Raw genomic sequence first — 23,060 nt, 5'->3', positions numbered from 1 at the left:
GGGCAATTTGATAATTATTCGCATTGAAGCGTCAAGCCATCCCTTTGTCACACGGCTTAACCGGAAGACTCCGCTGCGATGCATTTTCTCTGCGCCTCCAACGACCTCGCCGAGGGCCACAGCCGCGCCTTCAGCGTAGCCGGCATAGCGCTGTTCGGCGTGCGCCGCCAGGGCACGGTCCACCTCTATCGCAACCGCTGCCCGCACCGGGGCATCCCGCTGAACTGGGCGGCGGACAGCTTTCTCGATGGCAGCGCGAGCCTGATCCAGTGCGCCCATCACGGGGCCCAGTTCCTGATAGAAAGCGGCGAATGCATTACTGGCCCCTGCGCGGGCGAATGGCTGGAGGCCCTGGACTGCCGGGAAGACAGCCAGGGCATCTGGCTTACGGATTGAGCATTACCGGCAGCGGCCGGTCGATGACCAGCTGTTGGGCATCCAGGCGCGTGCCATAGGCCAGCACCTCGACCCCTTCCGCCACCGCAGCGCGCAGTGCCTGGGCGTAGGCGGCGTCGATCTCCTGGGCCGGGCGCACGGCCTCGATGCCGGTCAGGTTCACGCAATACAGCTGCACCGCACGGATGCCCTGGCGTGCCAGGGCGGCCAGCTCGCGCAGGTGTTTGGCCCCACGCTGGGTGACGGCGTCGGGGAACGCCGCCACGGCGGTATCGGGGTAACCGAGGGTCACGCTCTTGACCTCGACGTATGCCTTGTCGCCATTGGCGAACTCCAGGTAGAAGTCGATACGGCTACGCTCCTCGCCATATGCCACTTCACGCTTGAGCGTGGTGAACCCGGCAAGCTCCGTGATCACCCCGGCCCGCAACGCTTCCTCCACCACCGCATTGGCGCGCCCGGTGTTGACGCAGGCCAGCCGTCCCTGGGGCGTTTCGCTGATCTCCCAGGTACCGGGCAGCTTGCGCTTGGGGTCGTTAGAGCGGCTGAACCACACCTGCCCGCCCTCGCGCATGCAATTGAGCATGGAGCCAGTGTTGGGGCAGTGAATGGTCAGCTGCTCGCCAGTGGCCAGTTCGATGTCGGCCAGGAAGCGTTTATAGCGGCGCAGCAGGCGCGCCTGTTCCAGTTGCGGAAACAGCATCCGTCAGCCCTGCCAGCTTTTCAGGCCACGGGCGATGCGCTGCACCGCCTCCTCCAGGCGCGGCAGGCTCTGGGTGTAGGCAAAACGCACATGGTGGCCGGCCTGGTGACGACCGAAGTCCAGCCCCGGGGTGAATGCCAGGTGCTCGGTTTCGAGGAAGTGCCGGCAGAACGCGAAGGCATCGCCGCCGAACGCGCTGATATCGGCGTACAGATAGAAGGCGCCTTGCGGCTCCACGGCGATACCGAAGCCCAACTCACGCAATGCCGGCAACAGGTAGTCGCGGCGGCGGGCGAACTCGGCGCGGCGCTCCTCGAGGATGGCCAGGGTTTGCGGCTCGAAACAGGCCAGCGCGGCATGCTGGGCCATGCTCGGAGCACTGATGTAGAGGTTCTGTGCCAGCTTTTCCAGGTCCGCTACCGCCGACGGCGGCGCCACCAGCCAGCCCAGGCGCCAGCCGGTCATGCCGAAATATTTGGAAAAACTGTTCAGGACGAAGGCCTCATCGTCGACTTCCAACACGCTCGGCGCATCCATGCCGTAGGTGAGGCCGTGGTAGATCTCGTCCACCACCAGATGCCCATGGCGCTCGCGGGTAGCCTTGGAAAGGCTGGCCAGCTCGTTACGATCGAGCACCGTGCCGGTCGGGTTGGCTGGCGACGCCACCAGGGCACCGACCGTGTCCTTGTCCCAGTGGCGCTCGACCAGATCGGCGGTCAGCTGGTAATTGACCTCCGGCCCCACCGGCACCAGCTGCGCGCCGCCTTCGACCAGGCGCAGGAAGTGGCGGTTGCACGGGTAGCCCGGATCGGCCAGCAGCCAGTGCTTGCCCGGATCGACCAGCAGGCTGCTGGCCAGCAGCAGCGCGCCGGAACCGCCCGGGGTGATGAGCACGCGCTCGGGGTCGAGGTCCACACCGTAGCGTTGGCCATAGAACCCGGCGATTGCCTCACGCAGTTGCGGCAAGCCGCGGGCAGCGGTGTAACGGGTGTGCCCGGCGGCCAAGGCAGCCTGGCCCGCGGCGACGATCGGCGCGGCGGTGGTGAAGTCCGGCTCGCCGATCTCGAGGTGGATCACGTCGTGGCCCGCAGCCTGCAGCTCGTTGGCGCGCGCCAGCAGGGCCATCACGTGGAAGGGTTCGATGGCGCGACTGCGCGCACTGTGTGGCTGAGCCATGGGCCTTCTCTCAATTGGGTCTAAACTGGTGATTCTACCTGTGCACCGCAGCGAACGTGCCGCCCGGCCTGCTGTCAATAGCAGGCATAGGGCGGGGTAGCGCACCCCGGATCTATCTGGTAAGTTCGGCGGCTCGCAGTCGCAGGGCCGGCGGGTGCCGGCGATGGAAGCAAGCCTGCGCATTGGATCAGATGAGTGAGAGGCGGTCTATTCATGTCCACCGTAGAAAAGCAAAAAACCAGTCAGTCCATGTACGGTGTAGAGCCCTATAAAGAAACCAAGGGCGAAGAGTACATGGGGGAGCCCATGCGCAAGCACTTCACCAAGCTTCTGGGAGCATGGAAGCTTGAGTTGATGACGAGCGTGGACCAGACCGTGACGCACATGAAGGACGAGGCAGCCAACTTCCCAGACCCGGCTGACCGTGCCAGCCAGGAAGAAGAGTTCGCCCTGGAACTGCGCAACCGCGATCGTGAGCGCAAGCTGATCAAGAAGATCGACAAGACCCTGCAGAAGATTCAGGACGAAGAGTACGGCTGGTGCGACTCCTGTGGCATCGAGATTGGCCTGCGCCGCCTCGAAGCCCGCCCGACCGCCGACCTGTGCTTCGACTGCAAGGAAATTGCCGAGAAGAAGGAAAAGACTGTCGGTAAAGGCTGATTCCAGAACCTAGCAGACGGGGCGTACTGGTTGTGGAGGCGGGCTTGCCCGCTCCTGCAATCGGTACGCCCCGTCTTCATTTATATAGCTGTGCAATCCATGAACGACTCCCGCTACATCGGCCGCTTCGCCCCCACCCCCAGCGGCTTTCTGCACTTCGGCTCGCTGGTGGCCGCCCTCGCCTCCTGGCTCGACGCCCGCGCGGTCGAAGGCCGCTGGTTGCTGCGCATGGAAGACACCGACCCGCCCCGGGAAATGCCCGGGGCACGCGATGCGATCCTGCAGACCTTGGAGCGCTACGGCCTGGAGTGGGACGGCGAAGTGGTGTTCCAGAGCCAGCGCCACGAGGCCTATGCCGCCGTGGTCGACCGTTTGTTCAGCATGGGCCTGGCCTATGCCTGCACCTGTTCGCGCAAGCAACTGGAAGGGTACGACGGTATCTACCCAGGCTTTTGCCGTAACGCCGGGCATCCTCGGCAAGACGCGGCCATTCGCCTGCGTGTGCCGGAATTGATCTACCGCTTCACGGATCGCGTCCAAGGTACGTTCGAACAGCACCTGGGGCGCGAGGTGGGCGATTTCGTGATCCAGCGCCGCGACGGGCTCTATGCCTACCAGTTGGCGGTGGTGCTGGACGATGCCTGGCAGGGCGTCACCGACATCGTGCGCGGCGCCGACCTGCTGGACAACACGCCCCGCCAGCTGTACCTGCAGGAGTTGCTGGGCTTCTCGCAGCCGCGTTACCTGCACATTCCATTGATCGTGCAGCCCGACGGACACAAGCTGGGCAAGTCGTATCGCTCGCCGCCGCTTGAGGTGGACCAGGCGACGCCCTTGCTGCTGCGAGCCCTGCGGGCATTGGGGCAGCAGATCGATCCGGCACTAACAGGAGCCAGCCCGGCCGAGGTTTTGGCGGTGGCACGCCAGCAGTGGCGGCCGGAGTACATTGCACGGCAGATGACGGTGCCCGAGGCTGATTTGCGCTGAGGCAGTTGCGGCCCCATCGCGGGGCAAGCCCGCTGCCACGATGCCTGGCTATGCGCAGGCTCGCGATAGGGCCAGAACAAGCAAAACCAGGCTCAAAAGCCCAACAAATTCAAACCCTTGGCTAACAGCCCCGATTCCCGCTAGCATCGCCCCAGCCATTTGCGCCAATAATAAGTCCAAACCGCAGCGCCCAACCCTTCGAGGCCAGCATGTACATCTATCGTTTGGTCCTGCTTCTGGTGGTGGGGATCTACCTGTTCTCCCCCGCCATCATGGACTGGTGGATCGAGCCGACCGGTGCCTGGTACCGCCCCTACCTGCTCTGGCTGATCCTCATCGTCGTCACCTTCATCCTGCAGAGCCAACGAGATGCCGATGAGCTTTAGCCTGACCCAGATGATCCTGATCAGCGCCGCCTACCTGCTGGTGCTGTTCAGCGTGGCCTGGATCAGCGAGCGCGGGCTGATCCCGCGGGCGATCATTCGCCACCCCCTGACCTACACCTTGTCGCTGGGGGTCTACGCCAGTGCCTGGGCCTTCTATGGCTCGGTCGGCCTGGCCTATCAATATGGCTACGGCTTCCTTGCCTGTTACCTGGGGGTGTCCGGGGCCTTCCTGCTGGCCCCGGTGCTGCTCTATCCGATCCTCAAGATCACCCGTACCTACCAGCTGTCGTCACTGGCCGACCTGCTGGCGTTTCGCTTTCGCAGCACCTGGGCCGGCGCGCTGACCACCATCTTCATGCTGATCGGCGTGCTGCCCCTGCTGGCCCTGCAGATCCAGGCGGTGGCCGACTCGATCAGCATCCTCACCGGCGAGCCGGTCAAGGCGCGGGTGGCGTTCGCCTTCTGCGTGCTGATCATCCTGTTCACCATCTTCTTCGGCTCACGCCATATCGCCACCCGCGAAAAACACGAAGGCCTGGTGTTCGCCATCGCCTTCGAATCGGTGATCAAGCTGTTGGCGCTGGGCGGTATCGGCCTTTATGCGCTGTACGGCGTGTTCGGTGGCCCGCATGGGCTGGAAGTCTGGCTGCTGCAGAACCAGACCGCCCTCGCCGCCTTGCACACGCCGTTGCAGGAAGGCCCCTGGCGCACCCTGCTGCTGGTGTTCTTCGCCTCGGCGATCGTCATGCCGCACATGTACCACATGGCCTTCACCGAAAACCTCAGCCCGCGCTCGCTGGTCAGCGCCAGCTGGGGCCTGCCGCTGTTCCTGCTGCTGATGAGCCTGGCGGTGCCGCTGGTGCTGTGGGCCGGCCTGCGCCTGGGCGCCAGCACCAACCCCGAGTACTTCACCCTGGGCCTGGGCATCGCCGCCAACAACGAAGCGCTGGCGCTGCTGGCCTATGTCGGAGGCTTGTCGGCCGCCAGCGGGCTGATCATCGTCACCACCCTGGCGCTGTCGGGCATGGCCTTGAACCACCTGGTGCTGCCGCTGTACCAGCCGCCGGCCGAAGGCAATATCTACCGCTGGCTGAAGTGGACCCGCCGGGCGCTGATCGTCGCCATCATCACCGCCGGCTTCGTCTTCTACCTCACCCAGAACAACCACCAGAGCCTGGCCAACCTCGGCATCGTCGCCTTCGTCGCCACCTTGCAGTTCCTGCCCGGGGTGCTTTCGGTGCTGTACTGGCCGACCGCCAACCGACGAGGGTTCATCGCCGGCCTGCTGGCCGGCATGCTGGTGTGGATGGTGACCATGCTGCTGCCGCTGCTGGGCAACCTGCAGGGCTTCTACATCCCGTTGCTGGACATGATCTACGTGCTGGACGACACCAGCTGGCACATGGCGGCCATCGCCTCGCTTGCGGCCAACGTCCTGCTGTTCACCCTGATCTCGCTGTTCACCAATGCCAGCAGCGAAGAGGTCAGCGCCGCCGAGGCCTGCGCGGTGGACAACGTACGCCGCCCGCAACGCCGCGAACTGCATGCCGCCTCACCCCAGGAGTTCGCCACCCAGCTGGCCAAGCCGCTGGGCGCCAAGGCTGCGCAAAAAGAGGTGGAGCAGGCCCTGCGCGACCTCTACCTGCCCTTCGACGAACGCCGCCCCTATGCGCTGCGGCGCCTGCGCGACCGCATCGAGGCCAACCTGTCCGGCCTGATGGGGCCGAGCGTGGCGCAGGACATGGTCGAGACCTTCCTGCCGTACAAGTCCGGCAACGAGAACTACGTCACCGAGGACATCCACTTCATCGAGAGCCGCCTCGAGGACTATCACTCGCGCCTGACCGGCCTTGCCGCCGAGCTCGACGCTCTGCGCCGCTATCATCGCCAGACCCTGCAGGAACTGCCCATGGGCGTGTGCTCGCTGGCCAAGGACCAGGAGATCCTGATGTGGAACAAGGCGATGGAGGAGCTCACCGGCATTGCCGCCAAGCATGTGGTCGGCTCGCGCCTGGTGACCATTGCCGAACCCTGGCGCGGTCTGCTGCAAGGCTTCATCAACGTGCCCGACGAACACCTGCACAAGCAGCGCCTGGTCCTCGATGGCCAGCCGCGCTGGCTGAACCTGCACAAGGCGGCCATCGACGAGCCGCTGGCCCCGGGCAACAGCGGCCTGGTGCTGCTGGTCGAGGACCTCACCGAGACCCAGGCGCTGGAGGACAAGCTGGTGCACTCCGAGCGCCTGGCGAGCATCGGCCGCCTCGCCGCGGGCGTGGCCCACGAGATCGGCAACCCGATCACCGGCATCGCTTGCCTGGCGCAGAACCTGCGCGAGGAGCGCGAGGGCGACGGCGAAATCATCGAGCTGTCCAGCCAGATCCTCGAGCAGACCAAGCGCGTGTCGCGCATCGTCCAGTCGCTGATGAGTTTCGCCCACGCCGGCGGCAGCCAGCAGAACAGCGAAGAGCCGGTGTGCCTGGCCGAGGTGGCGCAGGATGCCATTGGTCTGCTGGCGTTGAACCGGCGCAATTTCGAAGTACAGTTCTTCAACCTCTGCGACCCGCAACACTGGGTCGAGGGCGACCCGCAACGCCTGGCCCAAGTGCTGATCAACCTGCTCTCCAACGCCCGCGACGCCTCACCACCCGGCAGCGCCGTGCGCGTGCGCAGTGAAATCAACGAGCACACCGTCGACCTGGTGGTCGAGGACGAAGGCAGCGGTATTCCGAAAAGCATCATGGACCGCCTGTTCGAACCCTTCTTCACCACCAAGGACCCGGGCGAAGGAACCGGACTGGGGCTCGCTCTGGTCTATTCCATCGTGGAAGAGCATTATGGGCAAATCACCATCGACAGCCCGGCCGACATCGAGCGCCAACGTGGTACCCGGATCCGCGTGACCCTGCCCCGGCATGTCGTAGCGACGTCCCCTGAAATTCGAGACCGTCGAGAGAATTGAATCAATGCCGCACATTCTGATCGTCGAAGACGAAACCATCATCCGCTCGGCCCTGCGTCGCCTGCTCGAGCGGAACCAGTACCAGGTCAGCGAAGCCGGCTCGGTGCAGGAAGCCCAGGAACGCTTCAGCATTGCCACCTTCGACCTGATCGTCAGTGACCTGCGCCTGCCGGGTGCCCCGGGTACCGAGCTGATCAAGCTCGGCCAGGGCACGCCGGTACTGATCATGACCAGCTACGCCAGCCTGCGCTCGGCGGTGGACTCGATGAAAATGGGCGCGGTGGACTACATCGCCAAGCCCTTCGACCACGACGAGATGCTCCAGGCCGTGGCGCGTATCCTGCGCGACCGGGTGAACGCCCCGGCCTCGGCGCCGGCCGGCGAGCCCCGGGCCGCCAACGGCAAGGCCAGCCCGGACAAGGCCAGCGCCGCCGCCGCCAACGGCGAGATCGGCATCATTGGCTCCTGCCCGCCGATGCAGGACATGTTCGTGAAGATCCGCAAGGTCGCGCCAACCGACTCCAATGTGCTGATCCAGGGCGAATCCGGTACCGGTAAAGAGCTGGTCGCCCGCGCCCTGCACAATCTCTCGCGCCGGGCGAAGGCACCGATGATCTCGGTGAACTGCGCGGCGATCCCGGAAACCCTCATCGAGTCGGAACTGTTCGGCCACGAGAAGGGCGCCTTCACCGGCGCCAGCGCGGGCCGGGCGGGGCTGGTCGAAGCGGCCGATGGTGGCACCCTGTTCCTCGACGAGATCGGCGAGCTGCCACTGGAAGCCCAGGCCCGCCTGCTGCGGGTGTTGCAGGAAGGCGAGATCCGCCGGGTGGGCTCGGTGCAATCGCAGAAGGTCGACGTGCGCCTGATCGCGGCCACCCACCGCGACCTGAAGAACCTGGCCAAAGCCGGGCAGTTCCGTGAAGACCTTTACTACCGCCTGCATGTGATCGCCCTGAAATTGCCGGCCCTGCGCGAGCGCGGCAGCGACGTCAACGAGATCGCCAATGCCTTCCTTGCCCGCCAGAGCGCACGGATCGGTCGCGACGACCTGCATTTCGCCCACGATGCCGAACAAGCCATCCGCCACTACAGCTGGCCGGGCAACGTGCGCGAACTGGAAAATGCGGTGGAGCGCGCGGTGATTCTCAGCGAAAGCGCGGAAATTTCCGCCGACCTGCTGGGCATCGACATCGAGCTGAGCGACCTGGAAGACGACGACATGCTGGACAACCTGCCGGCGCTGGCCAGCAGCAACAGCGCCAGCCATGAGCCGACCGAGGACCTGTCGCTGGAGGATTACTTCCAGCACTTCGTGCTCGAGCACCAGGACCACATGACCGAAACCGAACTGGCCCGCAAGCTGGGCGTCAGCCGCAAATGCCTGTGGGAACGCCGCCAGCGCCTGGGCATCCCGCGGCGCAAGAGCAACGCCACCAGCGACAACTGATCCTGTGTAATCCGATCGCGGGGCAAGCCCGCTCCCACAGCGCGTGGGGGCAGGCTTGCCCCGCGGTCGTTTGGGGGGGTAACACATCAGTTACCGCAAAAATCTGTTACCTACCCTGCCAGGCGTAACATCCCCCGAGGCGTAAGGTAACGAAATTTCTACATTTGCCCCGCGGCAAAACCTGCCTGAAACGCTGAAACCCCCGATTTCATTGGGTTTTCAAAAGTTGGCACGGCACCTGCTATATGTCTGGTACAAGAACAATAACAAGCACTGCAACTCAGAATAAGAACAAGACGAAACGGCTCACGCACAATAAAAACAAGACGGCGGAGGCGCAGCTAACTGATTCTTTTGGAGAGGCGTTGTGTTTGGGGCTTGCCCCACGATCAGGCAGAGAACAACAAAAACTGCACTCAAAAGCAGCACCTGAACTGATTGGATCGACAGATCAGCATCAACTCGGCGACCAAAGCAATCCGTTTGCTCTTCACCCCCGGTTTGGGGGTCGTCCACAAGCTTCGAGATTTGTGGACAGGGCATTCAACAAAAACAAGAAGCCCGGCAGAAGAACAATAAGAGCACGCAACGACTTGATGGGGAGCTTCGGCTCCCCATGTCGTTTCTCACTTCTGCATCACGCTTGGCACACCGCCTACACCATTCCCCCAGTAAATGCTAGAATCCCCGCCCATCATGCGGCCATTCTCCTATCCTTGGCCGATCATTCCTTCAAACAGTGCATCCCATGCTGAAGAAGCTGTTCCAGTCGTTCCGCCCGCCCGTTCGTGGCCAGCACCACAGGCGCACCACGCCTGAAGTGATCAACAAGAGCCAGCACTCGCTGCAACGCAGCCAGTTCAGCCGCCATGCCGTGGGCATTGTCGAGCGCCTGCAGGCGGCCGGCTACCAGGCCTACCTGGTCGGTGGCTGCGTGCGCGACCTGCTGCTGGGCATCACGCCCAAGGACTTCGACGTGGCCACCAGCGCCACCCCCGAGCAGATCCGCGCGGAGTTCCGCAACGCCCGCATCATCGGCCGGCGCTTCAAGCTGGTTCACGTGCATTTCGGCCGTGACATCATCGAGGTCGCCACCTTCCGTGCGCCCCACTCCGATGACGACCAGTCCGATAGCCACCGTTCGTCGCACAATGCCAGCGGTCGCATCCTGCGCGACAACGTGTACGGCACGTTGGAAGAAGACGCGCAACGCCGCGATTTCACCATCAACGCCCTGTACTACGACCCGGTCAGCGAGCGCATCCTCGACTACGCCAACGGTGTCCACGACATCCGTAACCGGCTGCTGCGCCTGATCGGCGATCCGACCCACCGTTACCAGGAAGATCCGGTACGCATGCTGCGTGCCGTGCGCTTCGCCGCCAAGCTGGACTTCGGCATCGAGAAGCACACCGTGCAGCCGATCCGCGAGCTGGCGCCGATGCTGCGCGACATCCCTCCCGCGCGCCTGTTCGAGGAAAGCCTCAAGCTGTTCCTCAACGGCCAGGGGGCGATCACCTTCGAGATGCTGGTCGACCTGCAATTGTTCGAGCCGTTGTTCCCGGCCAGCAGCCACGCCCTGGAAGAACGTCCGAGCTACACCCACAGCTTGATCAGCCAGGCATTGGCCAACACCGACCTGCGCGTCAAGCAGGGCAAGCCGGTGACGCCCGCCTTCCTGTTCGCCGCGCTACTCTGGCCAGCCCTGCCAAGCCGCGTACTTTACCTGCAGAGCCAGGGCGTGCCGCCGATTCCGGCCATGAACGGCGCGGCCCACGACCTGATCGCCGAACAGTGCGCACGCATCGCCATCCCCAAGCGCTTCACCCTGCCGATCCGCGAGATCTGGGACATGCAGGAGCGCCTGCCACGGCGCAGCGGCAAGCGCGCCGACATGCTGCTGGACAACCCGCGTTTCCGCGCCGGCTACGACTTCCTGCTGCTGCGCGAAAGCGCCGGCGAGGAAACCGATGGGCTGGGCCAATGGTGGACTGACTACCAGGACGCCAACGACAGCCAGCGCCGCGACATGATCCGCGAGCTGGGCAACCGTGACGACGCCGCTGGCGCCGGTGCCGGCCCACGCAAGCGCAAGCGCAGTGGCGGCAAGCGCAAGCGTGACGACGAGCAGGCCTGGGACTGAGCATGACCACCCGTGCGTACATCGGCCTGGGCAGCAACCTGGATGAGCCCGCCGAGCAGCTGCGCAGCGCCCTGCAGGCGCTGGACCTGATCGCCGAGACCCGCCTGGCGGCGGCCTCGGCGCTCTACACCAGCGATTCGCTGCTGCCGGGTCAGCCACGCTACACCAACGCCGTGGCGGCCATCGACACCGCACTGGCACCGCTGGACCTGCTGGACGCCCTGCAGGCCATCGAGAACGGCCAGGGCCGCGTACGCAAGGAACGCTGGGGCCCACGCACCCTCGACCTGGACATGCTGCTGTTCGGCGACCAGGTCATCGACGTGCCGCGCCTGAAAGTGCCGCACTACCATATGCAGGCCCGCCCCTTCGTGCTCTACCCGCTCGCCGAGCTGGTTCCCGAAAGCTTCCGCCTTGCCGACGGCCGACCCCTCGCGCAATTGCTCGAGGGCTGCCCGTTCGTCGGCCTGGAACGCCTGTAAATCGGGCGTTTCAGACGGCGGTAACGCCAGTAACACCCACGCCGTAACAATGCGGTAACACGGCTGGTTGACTTCCCCCACCTCGCTCACGACTATAGGCGTCCCGCGGCGCCACTGTGCCGCAATAACCCATTTAGGCTCGGACGGATCTGTGCCCGAACATCACGACCGATGATGTGCCGCTCCGGAAGATGAATACACGCGTTGTACGCAGTTGTTGTTCACAGCGCCTGAACGAGGACTCCCCTACATGCCTGAAGTAACCCTGACCACCCTGCACGGCCTGAAGGCCAAGGGTGAAAAAATCACCATGCTGACCTGCTATGACGCGACCTTCGCCAAGGCAGCCAGCCAGGCCGGCGTGGAAGTGCTGCTGGTGGGCGACTCCCTGGGCATGGTCCTGCAGGGCCATGACAGCACCCTGCCCGTCACCAACCGTGACATGGCCTACCACACCGCCTGCGTCAAACGCGGCAACGATGGGGCGTTGATCCTCGCCGACCTGCCGTTCATGGCCCACGCCACCCCCGAGCAGGCTTTTGCCAACGCCGCCGAACTGATGCGCGCCGGCGCCCATATGCTCAAGATCGAAGGCGCCGCCTGGCTGGGCGAGACCATCCGCCTGCTGGCCGAACGCGGCGTGCCAGTGTGCGCGCACATGGGCCTGACCCCGCAGACGGTCAACGTACTGGGCGGCTACAAGGTCCAGGGGCGCCAGGAAGCCCAGGCACGGCAGATGCGCGCCGACGCCATCGCCCTGGAACAGGCCGGCGCGGCCATGCTGTTGCTCGAGTGCGTACCCAGCGAGCTGGCCGCGGAAATCTCCCAGGCGGTGAGCATTCCGGTGATCGGCATCGGTGCCGGCAGTGCCACCGACGGCCAGGTGCTGGTGCTGCACGACATGCTCGGGCTGTCGCTGAGCGGCCGCGTGCCGAAGTTCGTGAAGAACTTCATGGCCGGCCAGCCGGACATCCAGAGTGCCCTGGCCGCCTATGTCCGCGCGGTCAAGGAAGTCAGCTTCCCCGGCAGCGAACATGGGTTCAGCGCATGAATACCGTCAAGACCGTCCGTGAGCTGCGCGCCGCCGTGGCCCGCGCTCGTGGCGAGGGCAAGCGCATTGCCTTCGTGCCGACCATGGGCAACCTGCACAGCGGCCACGCCGCCCTGGTGACCAAGGCCGCACAGCGTGCCGACTTCGTGGTCGCTAGCATCTTCGTCAACCCGTTGCAGTTCGGCGCCGGCGAAGACCTGGACAAGTACCCGCGCACCCTCGCCGCCGACCAGGAGAAACTGCTCCAGGCCGGCTGCCACCTGCTGTTCGCCCCTACCGTCGAGGAGATGTACCCCGACGGCATGACCGTGCAGACCCGCGTCAGCGTGCCGCAACTGTCCGAAGGGCTGTGCGGCGCCAGCCGTCCTGGCCACTTCGAAGGCGTGGCGACAGTGGTCAGCAAGCTGTTCAACATGGTCCAGCCGGACCTGGCCGTGTTTGGCGAGAAAGATTTCCAGCAACTGGCAGTAATCCGCGCCATGGTCCGCGACCTGAACATGCCGATCCAGATCATCGGCGAGCCGACCGTGCGCGCCGAGGATGGCCTGGCGCTGTCCTCGCGCAATGGCTACCTGACGCCGGAGCAGCGTGCCGCCGCGCCGGCGCTGTACCGTGTGCTGGGCGGCATGGCCGAGGCCCTGCGCCGTGGCCAGCGCGACTACGCGGCGCTGATCGCCGAGGGCCAGGCGCAACTCGAAGCCGCCGGGTTCCGTAAGGATTACCTGGAAGTACGCCACGCCGTCACCCTGCGCCCGGCGCAGGTCGATGACCGTGACCTGGTGGTGATCGCCGCAGCTTACCTGGGTAACACCCGGCTGATCGACAATCTTTATCTGCACCTGGAAGAGCAGACCGCCTGAGCTCGACGCGTGGGAGCGGCTCAACGCCGCCCCACGCGTGCCTTGAGTATCAGGCCGGTGACAATTTTTAATCCGCACCGCCCGCCTCCCCCCATTCCCGCCTTGGCGCCAATGCCTATAATGTCCAGCTTGCAACCGGCAATGACTGCCGCTGTCCAAGCCTGACCATGCAACAAGGAAACCACCCGCAATGGCGTATTACCGTACCCCCCACGATGTGACGGCGCTGCCCGCCTGGCAGGCGCTCCAGCAACACCGCGACGCCATGCAGGGCTTCAGCATGCGCGAAGCCTTCGCCGCCGACGGCAAGCGCTTCGACCAGTTCTCCTTGAGCAGCTGCGGCCTGTTTCTCGACTACTCGAAGAACCTGATTACCGAGCAGACCCGAGACCTGCTGGTCAACCTGGCCAAGGAAGTCGACCTGGAAGCAGCCATCAAGTCGATGTTCAGCGGCGAGATCATCAACGCCTCCGAAGGCCGCCCGGTGCTGCACACCGCCCTGCGCCGCCCGGTCGGCGACAAGCTCAGCGTGAACGGCGTCAACGTGATGCCCGAAGTGCACAAGGTGCTCAACCAGATCACCGAGCTGGTCGGGCGCATCCACGACGGCCTGTGGCGCGGCTACAGCGAGAAGCCGATCACCGACGTGGTCAACATCGGCATCGGCGGCTCGTTCCTGGGCCCGGAGCTGGTCTCCGAGGCTCTGCTGCCCTACGCCCAACGCGGCGTGCGCTGCCACTACCTGGCGAACATCGACGGCAGCGAGTTCCATGAACTGTCGGCCAACCTGCGCGCCGAGACCACCCTGTTCATCGTGTCGTCGAAGTCGTTCAACACCCTCGAAACCCTGAAGAACGCCATGGCCGCGCGTACCTGGTACCTGGCCCAGGGCGGCTCGGAAGCCGAGCTGTACCGCCACTTCATCGCCGTGTCGAGCAACAAGGCCGCGGCCGTGGCCTTCGGCATCCGCGAAGAGAACATCTTCCCGATGTGGGACTGGGTGGGTGGGCGTTACTCGCTGTGGTCGGCCATCGGCCTGCCGATCGCGCTGGCCATCGGCACCGCCAACTTCAAGGAGCTGCTGTCCGGCGCCTACACCATGGACCAGCACTTCCAGACCGCGCCGTTCGAGAAGAACATGCCGGTGCTGCTGGCCTTGCTGGGCGTGTGGTACGGCAACTTCTGGGGCGCCCGCAGCCACGCGATCCTGCCGTACGACCACTACCTGCGCAACATCACCAAGCACCTGCAGCAGCTGGACATGGAGTCCAACGGCAAGAGCGTGCTGACCGATGGCACGCCAGTGCAGACCGAAACCGGCCCGGTGATCTGGGGCGGCGTCGGCTGCAACGGCCAGCACGCCTACCACCAGCTGCTGCACCAGGGCACCCAGCTGATCCCGGCCGACTTCATCGTGCCGGTGGTGAGCTTCAACCCGGTGGCCGACCATCACCAGTGGCTGTACGCCAACTGCCTGTCGCAGAGCCAGGCACTGATGCTCGGCAAGACCCGCGAGGAAGCCGAGGCCGAACTGCGCGCCAAGGGCCTGAACCAGGACGACATCGCCAAGCTGGCGCCGCACAAGGTGATCCCGGGCAACCGCCCGAGCAACACCCTGGTGGTCGAGCGCATCAGCCCGCGCCGCCTTGGCGCGCTGGTGGCAATGTACGAACACAAGGTGTTCGTGCAGAGCGTGGTCTGGGGCATCAACGCCTTCGACCAGTGGGGTGTGGAGCTGGGCAAGGAACTGGGCAAGGGCGTGTACCAGCGCCTGGTCGGGGCCCAGGAAGACAGCGCCGAGGATGGCTCGACCCAGGGCCTGATCAACTACTTCCGCGGCCGTCATCGCGGCTGATCGACCTGTAGCCGTCAATCGCGGGGCAAATCGCATCGGTGCGCCGATGCGGCTTGCCCCGCGATGCTTTCCGCCCGGGAACACCCCCACCTTCTACACTGTCCATCGAATAGCCGTTGCAGTCCCTCGCCCCTAACAAGAGCAGGACCACCCGCCATGTTCGATATCCGCGACTATCCCGAGGCACTGGCCGTCAGCCAGGCCGCCACACTCTCCGACGACGACTACCGCCGCCTCTATCGCCAGTCGGTGGACGACCCCGACACCTTCTGGGCCGAGCAGGCCAAGCGCCTGGACTGGATCAAGCCCTGGTCGAGCGTGCAGCAATGCGACCTGAAGACCGGCACGGCGCGCTGGTTCGACGGCGCCCAACTGAATGTCAGCCATAACTGCATCGATCGCCACCTGGCCAAGCGCGGCGAACAGACCGCGCTGCTCTGGGAGGGCGACGATCCCAAGGACAGCAAGGCCATCAGCTACCGCGAGCTGCACCGCCAGGTGTGCCGGCTGGCCAATGCCCTGAAAGCCCGGGGTGTGAACAAAGGCGACCGGGTGTGCATCTACATGCCGATGATCCCCGAGGCCGCCTACGCGATGCTCGCCTGCACCCGCATCGGCGCCATTCACTCGGTGGTGTTTGGCGGCTTCTCCCCCGATGCCCTGCGCGACCGTATCCTCGACGCCGATTGCCGTACCGTGATCACTGCCGACGAAGGGGTGCGCGGCGGCAAGCGCATACCGCTCAAGCAGAATGTCGACAAGGCGCTGGCCAGCTGCCCGGCCGTCAGCAGCGTGCTCGTGGTCAAGCGCACCGGCGGTGACGTCGGCTGGAGCGACGGCCGTGACCTCTGGTACCACGAGGCAACAGTAAAAGCCGGCGACGACTGCCCGCCCGAACCGATGAGCGCCGAGGACCCGCTGTTCATCCTCTACACCTCCGGCAGCACCGGCAAACCCAAGGGCGTGCTGCACAGCACCGCCGGCTACCTGCTGCAGGCCACGATGACCTTCAAGGTGGTATTCGATTACCGCGACGGCGAGGTGTTCTGGTGCACCGCCGACGTCGGCTGGGTCACCGGCCACAGCTATATCGTCTATGGCCCGCTGGCCAACGGCGCGATCTCGCTGATGTTCGAGGGCGTGCCCAACTACCCCGACACCTCGCGTTTCTGGCAGGTGGTGGACAAGCATAAGGTGAACATCTTCTACACCGCGCCCACCGCATTGCGGGCCCTGATGCGTGAAGGCTCCGGCCCGCTGCAGGGCACCTCGCGCCAGAGCCTGCGCCTGCTCGGCAGCGTCGGCGAGCCGATCAACCCAGAGGCCTGGGAATGGTACTTCGAGGCGGTCGGGCAGAAACGCTGCCCCATCGTCGACACCTGGTGGCAGACCGAGACCGGCGGCATCATGCTCACGCCCCTTCCCGGCACACAAAGGCTCAAACCCGGTTGCGCCACCCAACCGATGTTCGGCGTGCAGCCGGTGCTGCTGGATGAAAAGGGCAAGCTCATCGAGGGGCCAGGCGCCGGCCTGCTGGCGATCAAGGCCAGCTGGCCCGGGCAGATCCGCAGCGTCTACGGCGATCACCAGCGCATGGTCGACACCTACTTCAAGCCCATGCCCGGCTATTACTTCACCGGCGACGGCGCCCGCCGCGACGCCGATGGCGACTACTGGATCACCGGGCGCATCGACGACGTGATCAATGTCTCCGGCCACCGTATCGGTACCGCCGAGGTGGAGAGCGCGCTGGTGCTGCACGACAGCGTCGCCGAAGCCGCGGTGGTCGGTTATCCCCATGACCTCAAGGGCCAGGGCGTCTATGCCTTCGTCACCCCCATGAACGGCATAGAACCGGATGATGCGCTCAAGGCCGAACTGCTGGCCCTGGTCAGCAAGGAAATCGGCAGCTTCGCCAAGCCCGAGCTGATCCAGTGGGCGCCCGCCCTGCCCAAGACCCGCTCGGGCAAGATCATGCGGCGCATCCTGCGCAAGATCGCCTGCAACGAGCTGGATAACCTGGGGGATACGTCCACCCTCGCCGACCCCAGCGTGGTCCAGGGGCTGATCGACAAACGTCTCAACCAGTAGAACCCTCGGGGCGGCCACCACCGCCGCCCCGATCATCCTTTACCGCATTGACATATCGGTAAATCCCGATATTATCGTGCCATGGAACTGCTCGACATATTCAAGGCACTCTCGAACCGGACCCGTCTCGAGATCCTCAAAGGCCTGAAAGACCCGGTGAAACACTTTCCTCCCCAGGACGAAGGTGACGTTCATACCGTGGGCGTCTGTGTGAGCAGCATCCAGGAAGGCGTGGGGTTGTCGCAGTCGACGGTGTCCGACTACCTGGCCACCCTGCAGCGCGCAGGCCTGGTCGAAGTCCGGCGCATTGGCCAGTGGACCTATTACAAACGTAACGAAGCAGCCATCAGCGCGCTCGCCGAGCTGATCGGGAGCGAGTTGTAGGTTTTACTTTTATCTCTATACATCGACTTTTCCCGATATCCCGTTTTACCGAACTCAAGGAGGCAACAACTGCGGCACCTGGCAGGTGCCAAGGCACAGAACAGCAACTTCACTCTACTTGATACATCGATATTTCCCGATATCCCTTTTTATCGAAGCGAGGAAACACCATGAAAGCATTGATACTGGATTCCTTTGGCGGCCCGGACGCATTCGCCTATCGCGATGTCGCCAAACCGGTGCCGCAGGCCGGACAGGTGCTGGTTCGGGTGCATGCCACCTCCATCAACCCCCTGGATTACCAGGTTCGGCGTGGCGACTACCCCGACCTGGTGCCCCTCCCGGCCATTACCGGGCACGACGTTTCCGGCGTCGTCGAAGCCGTCGGGCCGGGCGTGACCGCGTTCAGGCCGGGCGACGAGGTGTGGTACACACCGCAGATCTTCGAAGGGGCGGGCAGCTATGCCGAGTACCACGTCGCCGCCGAAGGCATCGTCGGCCTGAAGCCGCCTTCGCTGAGTCATCTGGAGGCCGCCAGCCTGAGCCTGGTCGGCGGCACGGCCTGGGAGGCCCTGGTAGTACGTGCGGCGCTCAGGGTGGGCGAGCGCATTCTGGTTCACGGCGGCGCAGGCGGTGTCGGCCACGTGGCGATCCAGCTGGCCAAGGCCATGGGCGCCAGGGTGTTCACCACCGTGCGCGAGGCCAATGCCGAATTCGTGCGGCAAATGGGCGCGGACGTGGTCATCGACTATAAGCATCAGGATTATGTCGATGTCGTCCTGCGGGAAACCGGGGGCCAAGGCGTCGACGTGGTCTTCGACACCATCGGTGGCGATACCCTGGCACGCAGCCCGGACGTCCTGGCGCAACTGGGGCGCGTGGTGTCGATCGTGGACATCGCGCAACCGCAGAACCTGATCCAGGCCTGGGGCCGCAACGCGAGTTACCACTTCGTCTTCACCCGGCAGCACCGCGGCAAGCTCGACGAGTTGAGCGCGCTGGTCGAGCGCGGGCAACTGAAGCCACACGTGGGCGCCGTCTACCCCCTCGCTGAGGTTCCCCTCGCCCATGCCCGGCTGCAAAGCGCCAATAATGGCCTGCAAGGGAAGATCGCCATTGCGGTCGCGCCCATGGCCGATCCCGCCAGCGCTTGAAGCACCTGCCACCCTTTCGACTTCAAGGACCGCCATGATCTACGAAATTGCCCTGCTTCCCATTCATCCGACCCACGTCGATACCTTCACGCACGCATTCGCCGAGGTCGCCCCGTTGCTCAGCCGAGCCAAGGGTCACGTCAGCCATATGCTCGCGCAAGGGATCGAGAGCCCCCATCAATTCAACCTGATCGTGCAATGGCAAACACTCGAGGACCACGCGCCGGGTTTCGAGACCAGTGAAGACCACCAGGTCTTCATGGCTCACCTGACACCATATTTTTCCGAGGAGCCCACGGTTTATCATGTGCAGGGCGGCGCGTTCGAAACGCACGTGCCCACCAGCCCGGGCAGTGCCCGACTGGACGACAATCGCCCAACCCCATAGACGGCCGCCATGGCGGCCAGCACAGGTCGCCATGGAAACCTTGCGTCGCCGCATCGAAACCCAAGTCATGAGCCTCACCGGGCTGGCCCTCGGCCAGCTCAACCTGGAGTCGCCCAAGGGCGATCCCGGCCTGTTCGGCCCACAGAGCATCAGCTGGCAGGTACACGGCGACTTCCCCAGCATGCTGGTGGGCGGGATCAGCGCGCTGATGCTGCAACTGCTGCATCCGCTGGCCCTGGCCGGGGTCTGGGACCATTCGAACTTTCGCCAGGACCTGCTCGGCCGCCTGCGCCGCACCAGCCAGTTCATTTCCGGCACCACCTTCGGTTCGACCCGTGACGCCGAGTGGCTGATCGACAAGGTCCGCACCATCCACCTCAAGGTGGTCGGCACCGCGGCCGATGGCCGCCCCTACGCCGCCAGCGACCCCGACCTGCTGACCTGGGTGCATGTGGCCGAAGTCAGCAGCTTCCTCGCCGCCCACCTGCGCTACCGCAATCCTGATCTGCCGCGTAGCGCGCAGGACGCCTACTACAACGAGATCGCCCTGATCGCCGAACGCCTGGGCGCGCGCGACGTGCCCCGCTCCTGTGCCGAGGTGGATGCCTACCTGCAGCGCATGCGCCCGCAGTTGCAGTGCGATGCGCGCAGCCTCGAGGTGGTCGATATCCTGCTCAGGGCCCCGGCCCCCAGCCGCCTCGCCGAGCCGGTGGGCAAGCTGATGCTCAAGGCCGGCATCGACCTGCTGCCGGACTGGGCCAGCGCAATGCTCGGCCTGCACCAGGGCGCGGTCGAGCGGCGCATGATCCGCCTGGGCCTGAGCAATACCGCGCCAGTGCTGCGCTGGGCCATGCGCAATGGCTCGGCGCAGCGCGCCAGGCGGCGCATGGGCGTCGAATGAGGTATTTTGGTCCGTTCATCGGAACCGATTTAACGTGCCATACTCCAAGCACTCCAGCCTGATACAGACGAAGCGACACATGCCCAAAGGATTGACCCGCGCCCTCGGCGCACTCGTGGCCCTCGTGGCCCTGTACAGCCTGCTCGGCTTCTTCATTCTCCCCGGCATCGCCCTGCGCATCGCCAACCAGCAATTGGCGCAGTACGCCACGGTGCCGGCGCATCTGCAGCGCATCGAACTCAACCCGTTCAGCCTTGAACTGACCCTGTGGGGCCTGCAGATCGGCGAACCCGGCAAGGAGCAGGTCGGCTTCGAACGCCTCTACGCCAACCTGTCCCTCGACAGCCTGTGGACCAAGGCCCTGCGCCTCGACGCGGTAGAGCTGGACAAGCCACGTACCGAGCTGCTGTTCGCCAAGGACGGCAGCCTCAACCTGGCCCAGCTGTTCAAGCTTCCGCCCAGCGAGCCCAAGGCCGAGGAACCGCCAAGCGACCCGTTCCCGCTGCGCATCGCCAGCATCAAGCTGAGCGAAGGCTACCTGCACTTCCAGGACCTGCGCCCGAGCGAGCCGATCGAGTTTCTCTACGACTCGATGAACCTGGAGCTGAAGAACCTCAGCACCCTGCCCGACGACAACGCCGACATGACCCTGGTGGCTAACGGCCCGGCGGGTGGGCGTATCGACTGGAGCGGCACGCTCAGCCTGACGCCAATCGCTTCCGAGGGCACGCTGAAAGTCACCGACGGCAAGATGAAGCTGTTCTGGCCTTACGTGCGCGACGCCATGCCGCTGGTGCTGGAAGACGGCATGGTCAGCCTCGACACCCACTACAAGCTCAACCTTTCCAAGGAAACCGAGCTGCTGCTCGACAACACCTCGGTGCGGGTCGCGCCCTTCGCCATCAAGGCCCCGGATGGCCGCCCACTGGCGCGCCTGGCCAGCCTGGAGGTCAGTGAAACCTCCATCGACCTGGCCAAGCAGTTGGTCACCGTCGGCAAGATCCGCAGCGACAAGCTGGAAACCTGGGCAGCCCTGGAGAAGGACGGCCAGCTCGACTGGCAGAAGCTGTTCGCCAGCCAGCCGGCCAAGGCCACGCCAAAGGAAAAGGCCGAGCCCGCCGCCGCCGAACCCACCCCGGAAGAACAGGCTGCCAAAGAGCCGAGCAAGCCCTGGCAGGTCCTGCTCAAGGACGTGCAGGCGCGCAACTACATGGTCCACCTGGCCGATCGCAGCCAGAAAGAGCCGGTGGCCCTGGATGTCGGCCCGCTCAACCTCGACCTGCAGAATTTCGACAGCCTCAACCAGTCGCCCTTCACCCTCAAGCTCGACACCGGCGTGGGCAAGCAGGGCAAGCTGCAGGCCGCAGGCCAGGTCAACCTGGCACCGGTCTCGGCCAAGCTCGACGTTGCCACCCGCGATATCGACCTGCGGGTGGCCCAGGCCTACATCAGCCCGTTCATCCGCCTGGAGCTGCGCAGTGGCATGCTCTCCAGCGACCTCAAGGTCGACCTCAAGAGCACCGAGCCCCTGGCCTTCACCATCACCGGCAAGGCCCAGGCCAACCAGCTGCACACCCTGGACACCATCAAGAACCGCGACTTCGTCAAATGGCAGCAGGTCAACGTCGATGGCCTGTCGTACGTGCATGGCGATGCCCTGTCGATCGACAAGGTCACCCTGCTGCAACCCTACGCACGCTTCATCATCAACGAAGACCGCACCACCAACGTCGACGACCTGCTGATCCCGCAACCCGCCGACAAACCTGCCTCGGCCCCGAGCAAGCCCGCCGCTGCCGGCAGCGGCAAGGAGCTGGGCATCCACATCGGCCAGATCAGCATCAACGACGGCTCGGCCAACTTCGCCGACCTGACCCTGACGCCCAACTTCGCCACCGCAGTCCAGCAGCTCAACGGCCAGATCGGCACCATCGACAACCGCAAGCCGCTACCGGCCAAGGTCGATATCAAGGGCAAGGTGGACCGTTACGCGCCTGTGACCATCAAGGGCGCGCTCAACCCGTTCAACCCACTGGCCAGCCTCGACATCGCCACCAGCTTCAAGCGCGTCGAGCTGACAACCCTGACGCCCTACTCCGGCAAGTTCGCCGGTATGCGCATCCGCAAGGGGCGGTTGAACCTCGACCTGCATTACCTGATCACCAACGGCCAGCTCAAGGCCGAGAACAAGGTGGTGATCGAGCAACTGCAGCTGGGCGAGAAGGTCGACAGCCCGGATGCCGTGGACCTGCCGATCCGCCTGGCAGTGGCCCTGCTCAAGGATACCGAAGGCAAGATCTCCATCGAGTTGCCGGTGTCGGGCGACCTCAACAACCCCCAGTTCAGCGTGATGCCGATCGTCTGGCAGACCCTGCGCAACCTGGTGCTGCGCGCGGCGCAGGCGCCGTTCAAGCTGCTTGGCGGGCTGGTCTCGGGAGGTGGCGCGGAAGATCTCGGCAACGTGTCGTTCGCCGCCGGCTCGAGCGACCTTACGCCCGAGGTTCAAGCGTCCCTGGACAAGCTCGCCTCGGCCCTCAAGGAGCGCCCCGAGCTGCGCCTGGAAATCGAAGGCACGGCGGCCCAGAGCAGTGACGGCCCGCTGATCGCCCAGCAGCGCCTGGAGCGCGAGTACCAGGCGACCTGGTACAAGATCCTCCAGCGTCGGGGCGACAAGGTGCCGGCCAATGCTTCGTTGCTGGTGGTGGACGACAGCGACAAGCCGGCGATGCTCGAGGGCATCTACCGTACCCGCCTGAAGCAGCAGCCCCCGGCTGAATGGCAGGACCTGGGCCGTGACGAGCGCAGCGCCAAGCTGCGCGAGGCGGTCATCAAGTCCTGGGCGGAAAGCGCCGTGTTGCTGCGCAACCTGGGCCAGGAGCGGGCCAGCAGCATCAAGGACTACCTGGTGGACAAGGGCCAGCTGGAAGATGACCGGGTGTACTTCATCGACACCAATCTCGGCCAGGCCGAGAGCGATGGCCGCGTGGTGACGCCGATGCATCTGGATGCCGAGTAAACCTTCTCGACCGAGTCGCCC

At 64.9% G+C, this 23,060-nt stretch carries 19 protein-coding genes; 17 read left to right on the top strand and 2 right to left on the bottom strand.

Translation table 11 applies throughout. The features are described from left to right. Nucleotides 1-78: 78 nt before the first annotated feature. Nucleotides 79-396 (top strand): Rieske (2Fe-2S) protein, encoded by a 318-nt coding sequence (locus AAHK21_RS17290; RefSeq protein WP_367857870.1) that lies wholly within the window; start codon nt 79-81, stop codon nt 394-396. Here AAHK21_RS17290 and sfsA read toward each other — a convergent pair. After that, the gene (gene sfsA / locus AAHK21_RS17285; protein WP_367857869.1) at nt 386-1,099 is read right to left on the bottom strand and encodes a DNA/RNA nuclease SfsA; all 714 of its coding nucleotides are present in this window, start codon (nt 1,097-1,099) and stop codon (nt 386-388) included. The genes AAHK21_RS17290 and sfsA overlap by 11 nt on opposite strands. A gap of 3 nt (nt 1,100-1,102) precedes the next feature. After that, nucleotides 1,103-2,275, bottom strand: coding sequence for a pyridoxal phosphate-dependent aminotransferase (locus AAHK21_RS17280; RefSeq protein WP_367857868.1), 1,173 nt, complete (start codon nt 2,273-2,275; stop codon nt 1,103-1,105). A gap of 213 nt (nt 2,276-2,488) precedes the next feature. On the opposite strand from AAHK21_RS17280, the gene dksA reads away from it, so the two are divergent. The 16 genes from dksA (at nt 2,489) to AAHK21_RS17200 (ending at nt 23,039) form a co-directional block, all read left to right on the top strand. Then, nucleotides 2,489-2,935 carry an RNA polymerase-binding protein DksA gene (dksA, locus tag AAHK21_RS17275; protein ID WP_046854085.1) on the top strand — a complete coding sequence of 149 codons (447 nt, stop codon included), beginning with the start codon at nt 2,489-2,491 and terminating at the stop codon, nt 2,933-2,935. Between the two features lie 99 nt (nt 2,936-3,034). After that, a complete protein-coding gene (gene gluQRS, locus AAHK21_RS17270) occupies nt 3,035-3,922 on the top strand; it encodes a tRNA glutamyl-Q(34) synthetase GluQRS (protein ID WP_367857867.1) in 888 nt (295 codons plus the stop codon). Between the two features lie 209 nt (nt 3,923-4,131). Further along, a complete protein-coding gene (locus AAHK21_RS17265; RefSeq protein WP_003250005.1) occupies nt 4,132-4,308 on the top strand; it encodes a hypothetical protein in 177 nt (58 codons plus the stop codon). Then, the gene (locus tag AAHK21_RS17260; RefSeq protein ID WP_172670868.1) at nt 4,292-7,267 is read left to right on the top strand and encodes a sensor histidine kinase; all 2,976 of its coding nucleotides are present in this window, start codon (nt 4,292-4,294) and stop codon (nt 7,265-7,267) included. The genes AAHK21_RS17265 and AAHK21_RS17260 overlap by 17 nt, the downstream gene beginning before the upstream one ends. 4 nt (nt 7,268-7,271) lie before the next feature. Continuing rightward, on the top strand, nt 7,272-8,714 hold the full coding sequence (locus AAHK21_RS17255; RefSeq protein WP_367857866.1) for a sigma-54-dependent transcriptional regulator: 1,443 nt from the start codon (nt 7,272-7,274) through the stop codon (nt 8,712-8,714). Between the two features lie 748 nt (nt 8,715-9,462). Beyond that, nucleotides 9,463-10,857, top strand: coding sequence for a polynucleotide adenylyltransferase PcnB (locus AAHK21_RS17250; protein ID WP_046854081.1), 1,395 nt, complete (start codon nt 9,463-9,465; stop codon nt 10,855-10,857). A gap of 2 nt (nt 10,858-10,859) precedes the next feature. Continuing rightward, nucleotides 10,860-11,339 carry a 2-amino-4-hydroxy-6-hydroxymethyldihydropteridine diphosphokinase gene (folK, locus tag AAHK21_RS17245; protein WP_046854080.1) on the top strand — a complete coding sequence of 160 codons (480 nt, stop codon included), beginning with the start codon at nt 10,860-10,862 and terminating at the stop codon, nt 11,337-11,339. Nucleotides 11,340-11,589: 250 nt separating this feature from the next. After that, the gene (panB, locus tag AAHK21_RS17240; protein ID WP_046854079.1) at nt 11,590-12,390 is read left to right on the top strand and encodes a 3-methyl-2-oxobutanoate hydroxymethyltransferase; all 801 of its coding nucleotides are present in this window, start codon (nt 11,590-11,592) and stop codon (nt 12,388-12,390) included. Then, nucleotides 12,387-13,250, top strand: a complete 864-nt coding sequence (panC, locus tag AAHK21_RS17235; protein WP_367857865.1) for a pantoate--beta-alanine ligase — start codon at nt 12,387-12,389, stop codon at nt 13,248-13,250. Before panB ends, panC begins: the two co-directional genes overlap by 4 nt. 190 nt (nt 13,251-13,440) lie before the next feature. Further along, the gene (pgi, locus tag AAHK21_RS17230; RefSeq protein WP_038706862.1) at nt 13,441-15,105 is read left to right on the top strand and encodes a glucose-6-phosphate isomerase; all 1,665 of its coding nucleotides are present in this window, start codon (nt 13,441-13,443) and stop codon (nt 15,103-15,105) included. Between the two features lie 156 nt (nt 15,106-15,261). Then, complete coding sequence (gene acs, locus AAHK21_RS17225; RefSeq protein ID WP_367857864.1) at nt 15,262-17,196, top strand: acetate--CoA ligase; 1,935 nt, start codon at nt 15,262-15,264, stop codon at nt 17,194-17,196. 81 nt (nt 17,197-17,277) lie between these two features. Continuing rightward, nucleotides 17,278-17,580: a helix-turn-helix transcriptional regulator gene (locus AAHK21_RS17220; protein WP_023631021.1), complete on the top strand. Its 303-nt coding sequence runs from the start codon at nt 17,278-17,280 to the stop codon at nt 17,578-17,580. A 170-nt stretch (nt 17,581-17,750) separates the two neighbouring features. Then, on the top strand, nt 17,751-18,734 hold the full coding sequence (locus AAHK21_RS17215; protein WP_367857863.1) for a zinc-dependent alcohol dehydrogenase family protein: 984 nt from the start codon (nt 17,751-17,753) through the stop codon (nt 18,732-18,734). A 34-nt stretch (nt 18,735-18,768) separates the two neighbouring features. Further along, on the top strand, nt 18,769-19,122 hold the full coding sequence (locus AAHK21_RS17210) for an antibiotic biosynthesis monooxygenase (protein ID WP_367857862.1): 354 nt from the start codon (nt 18,769-18,771) through the stop codon (nt 19,120-19,122). A 31-nt stretch (nt 19,123-19,153) separates the two neighbouring features. Further along, a complete protein-coding gene (locus tag AAHK21_RS17205) occupies nt 19,154-20,023 on the top strand; it encodes an oxygenase MpaB family protein (protein ID WP_367857861.1) in 870 nt (289 codons plus the stop codon). A gap of 79 nt (nt 20,024-20,102) precedes the next feature. Continuing rightward, entirely contained in the window at nt 20,103-23,039 is a 2,937-nt protein-coding gene (locus tag AAHK21_RS17200) for a DUF748 domain-containing protein (protein ID WP_367857860.1), read from the top strand. The last annotated feature ends 21 nt before the right edge of the window (nt 23,040-23,060 follow it).

It is taken from the genome of Pseudomonas sp. TE50-2, from assembly GCF_040813665.1.
GTDB classification, from domain to species: domain Bacteria; phylum Pseudomonadota; class Gammaproteobacteria; order Pseudomonadales; family Pseudomonadaceae; genus Aquipseudomonas; species Aquipseudomonas soli.
Note: the sequence above shows the minus strand (reverse complement) of the source record. Positions and strands in the feature narration are given on the sequence as shown.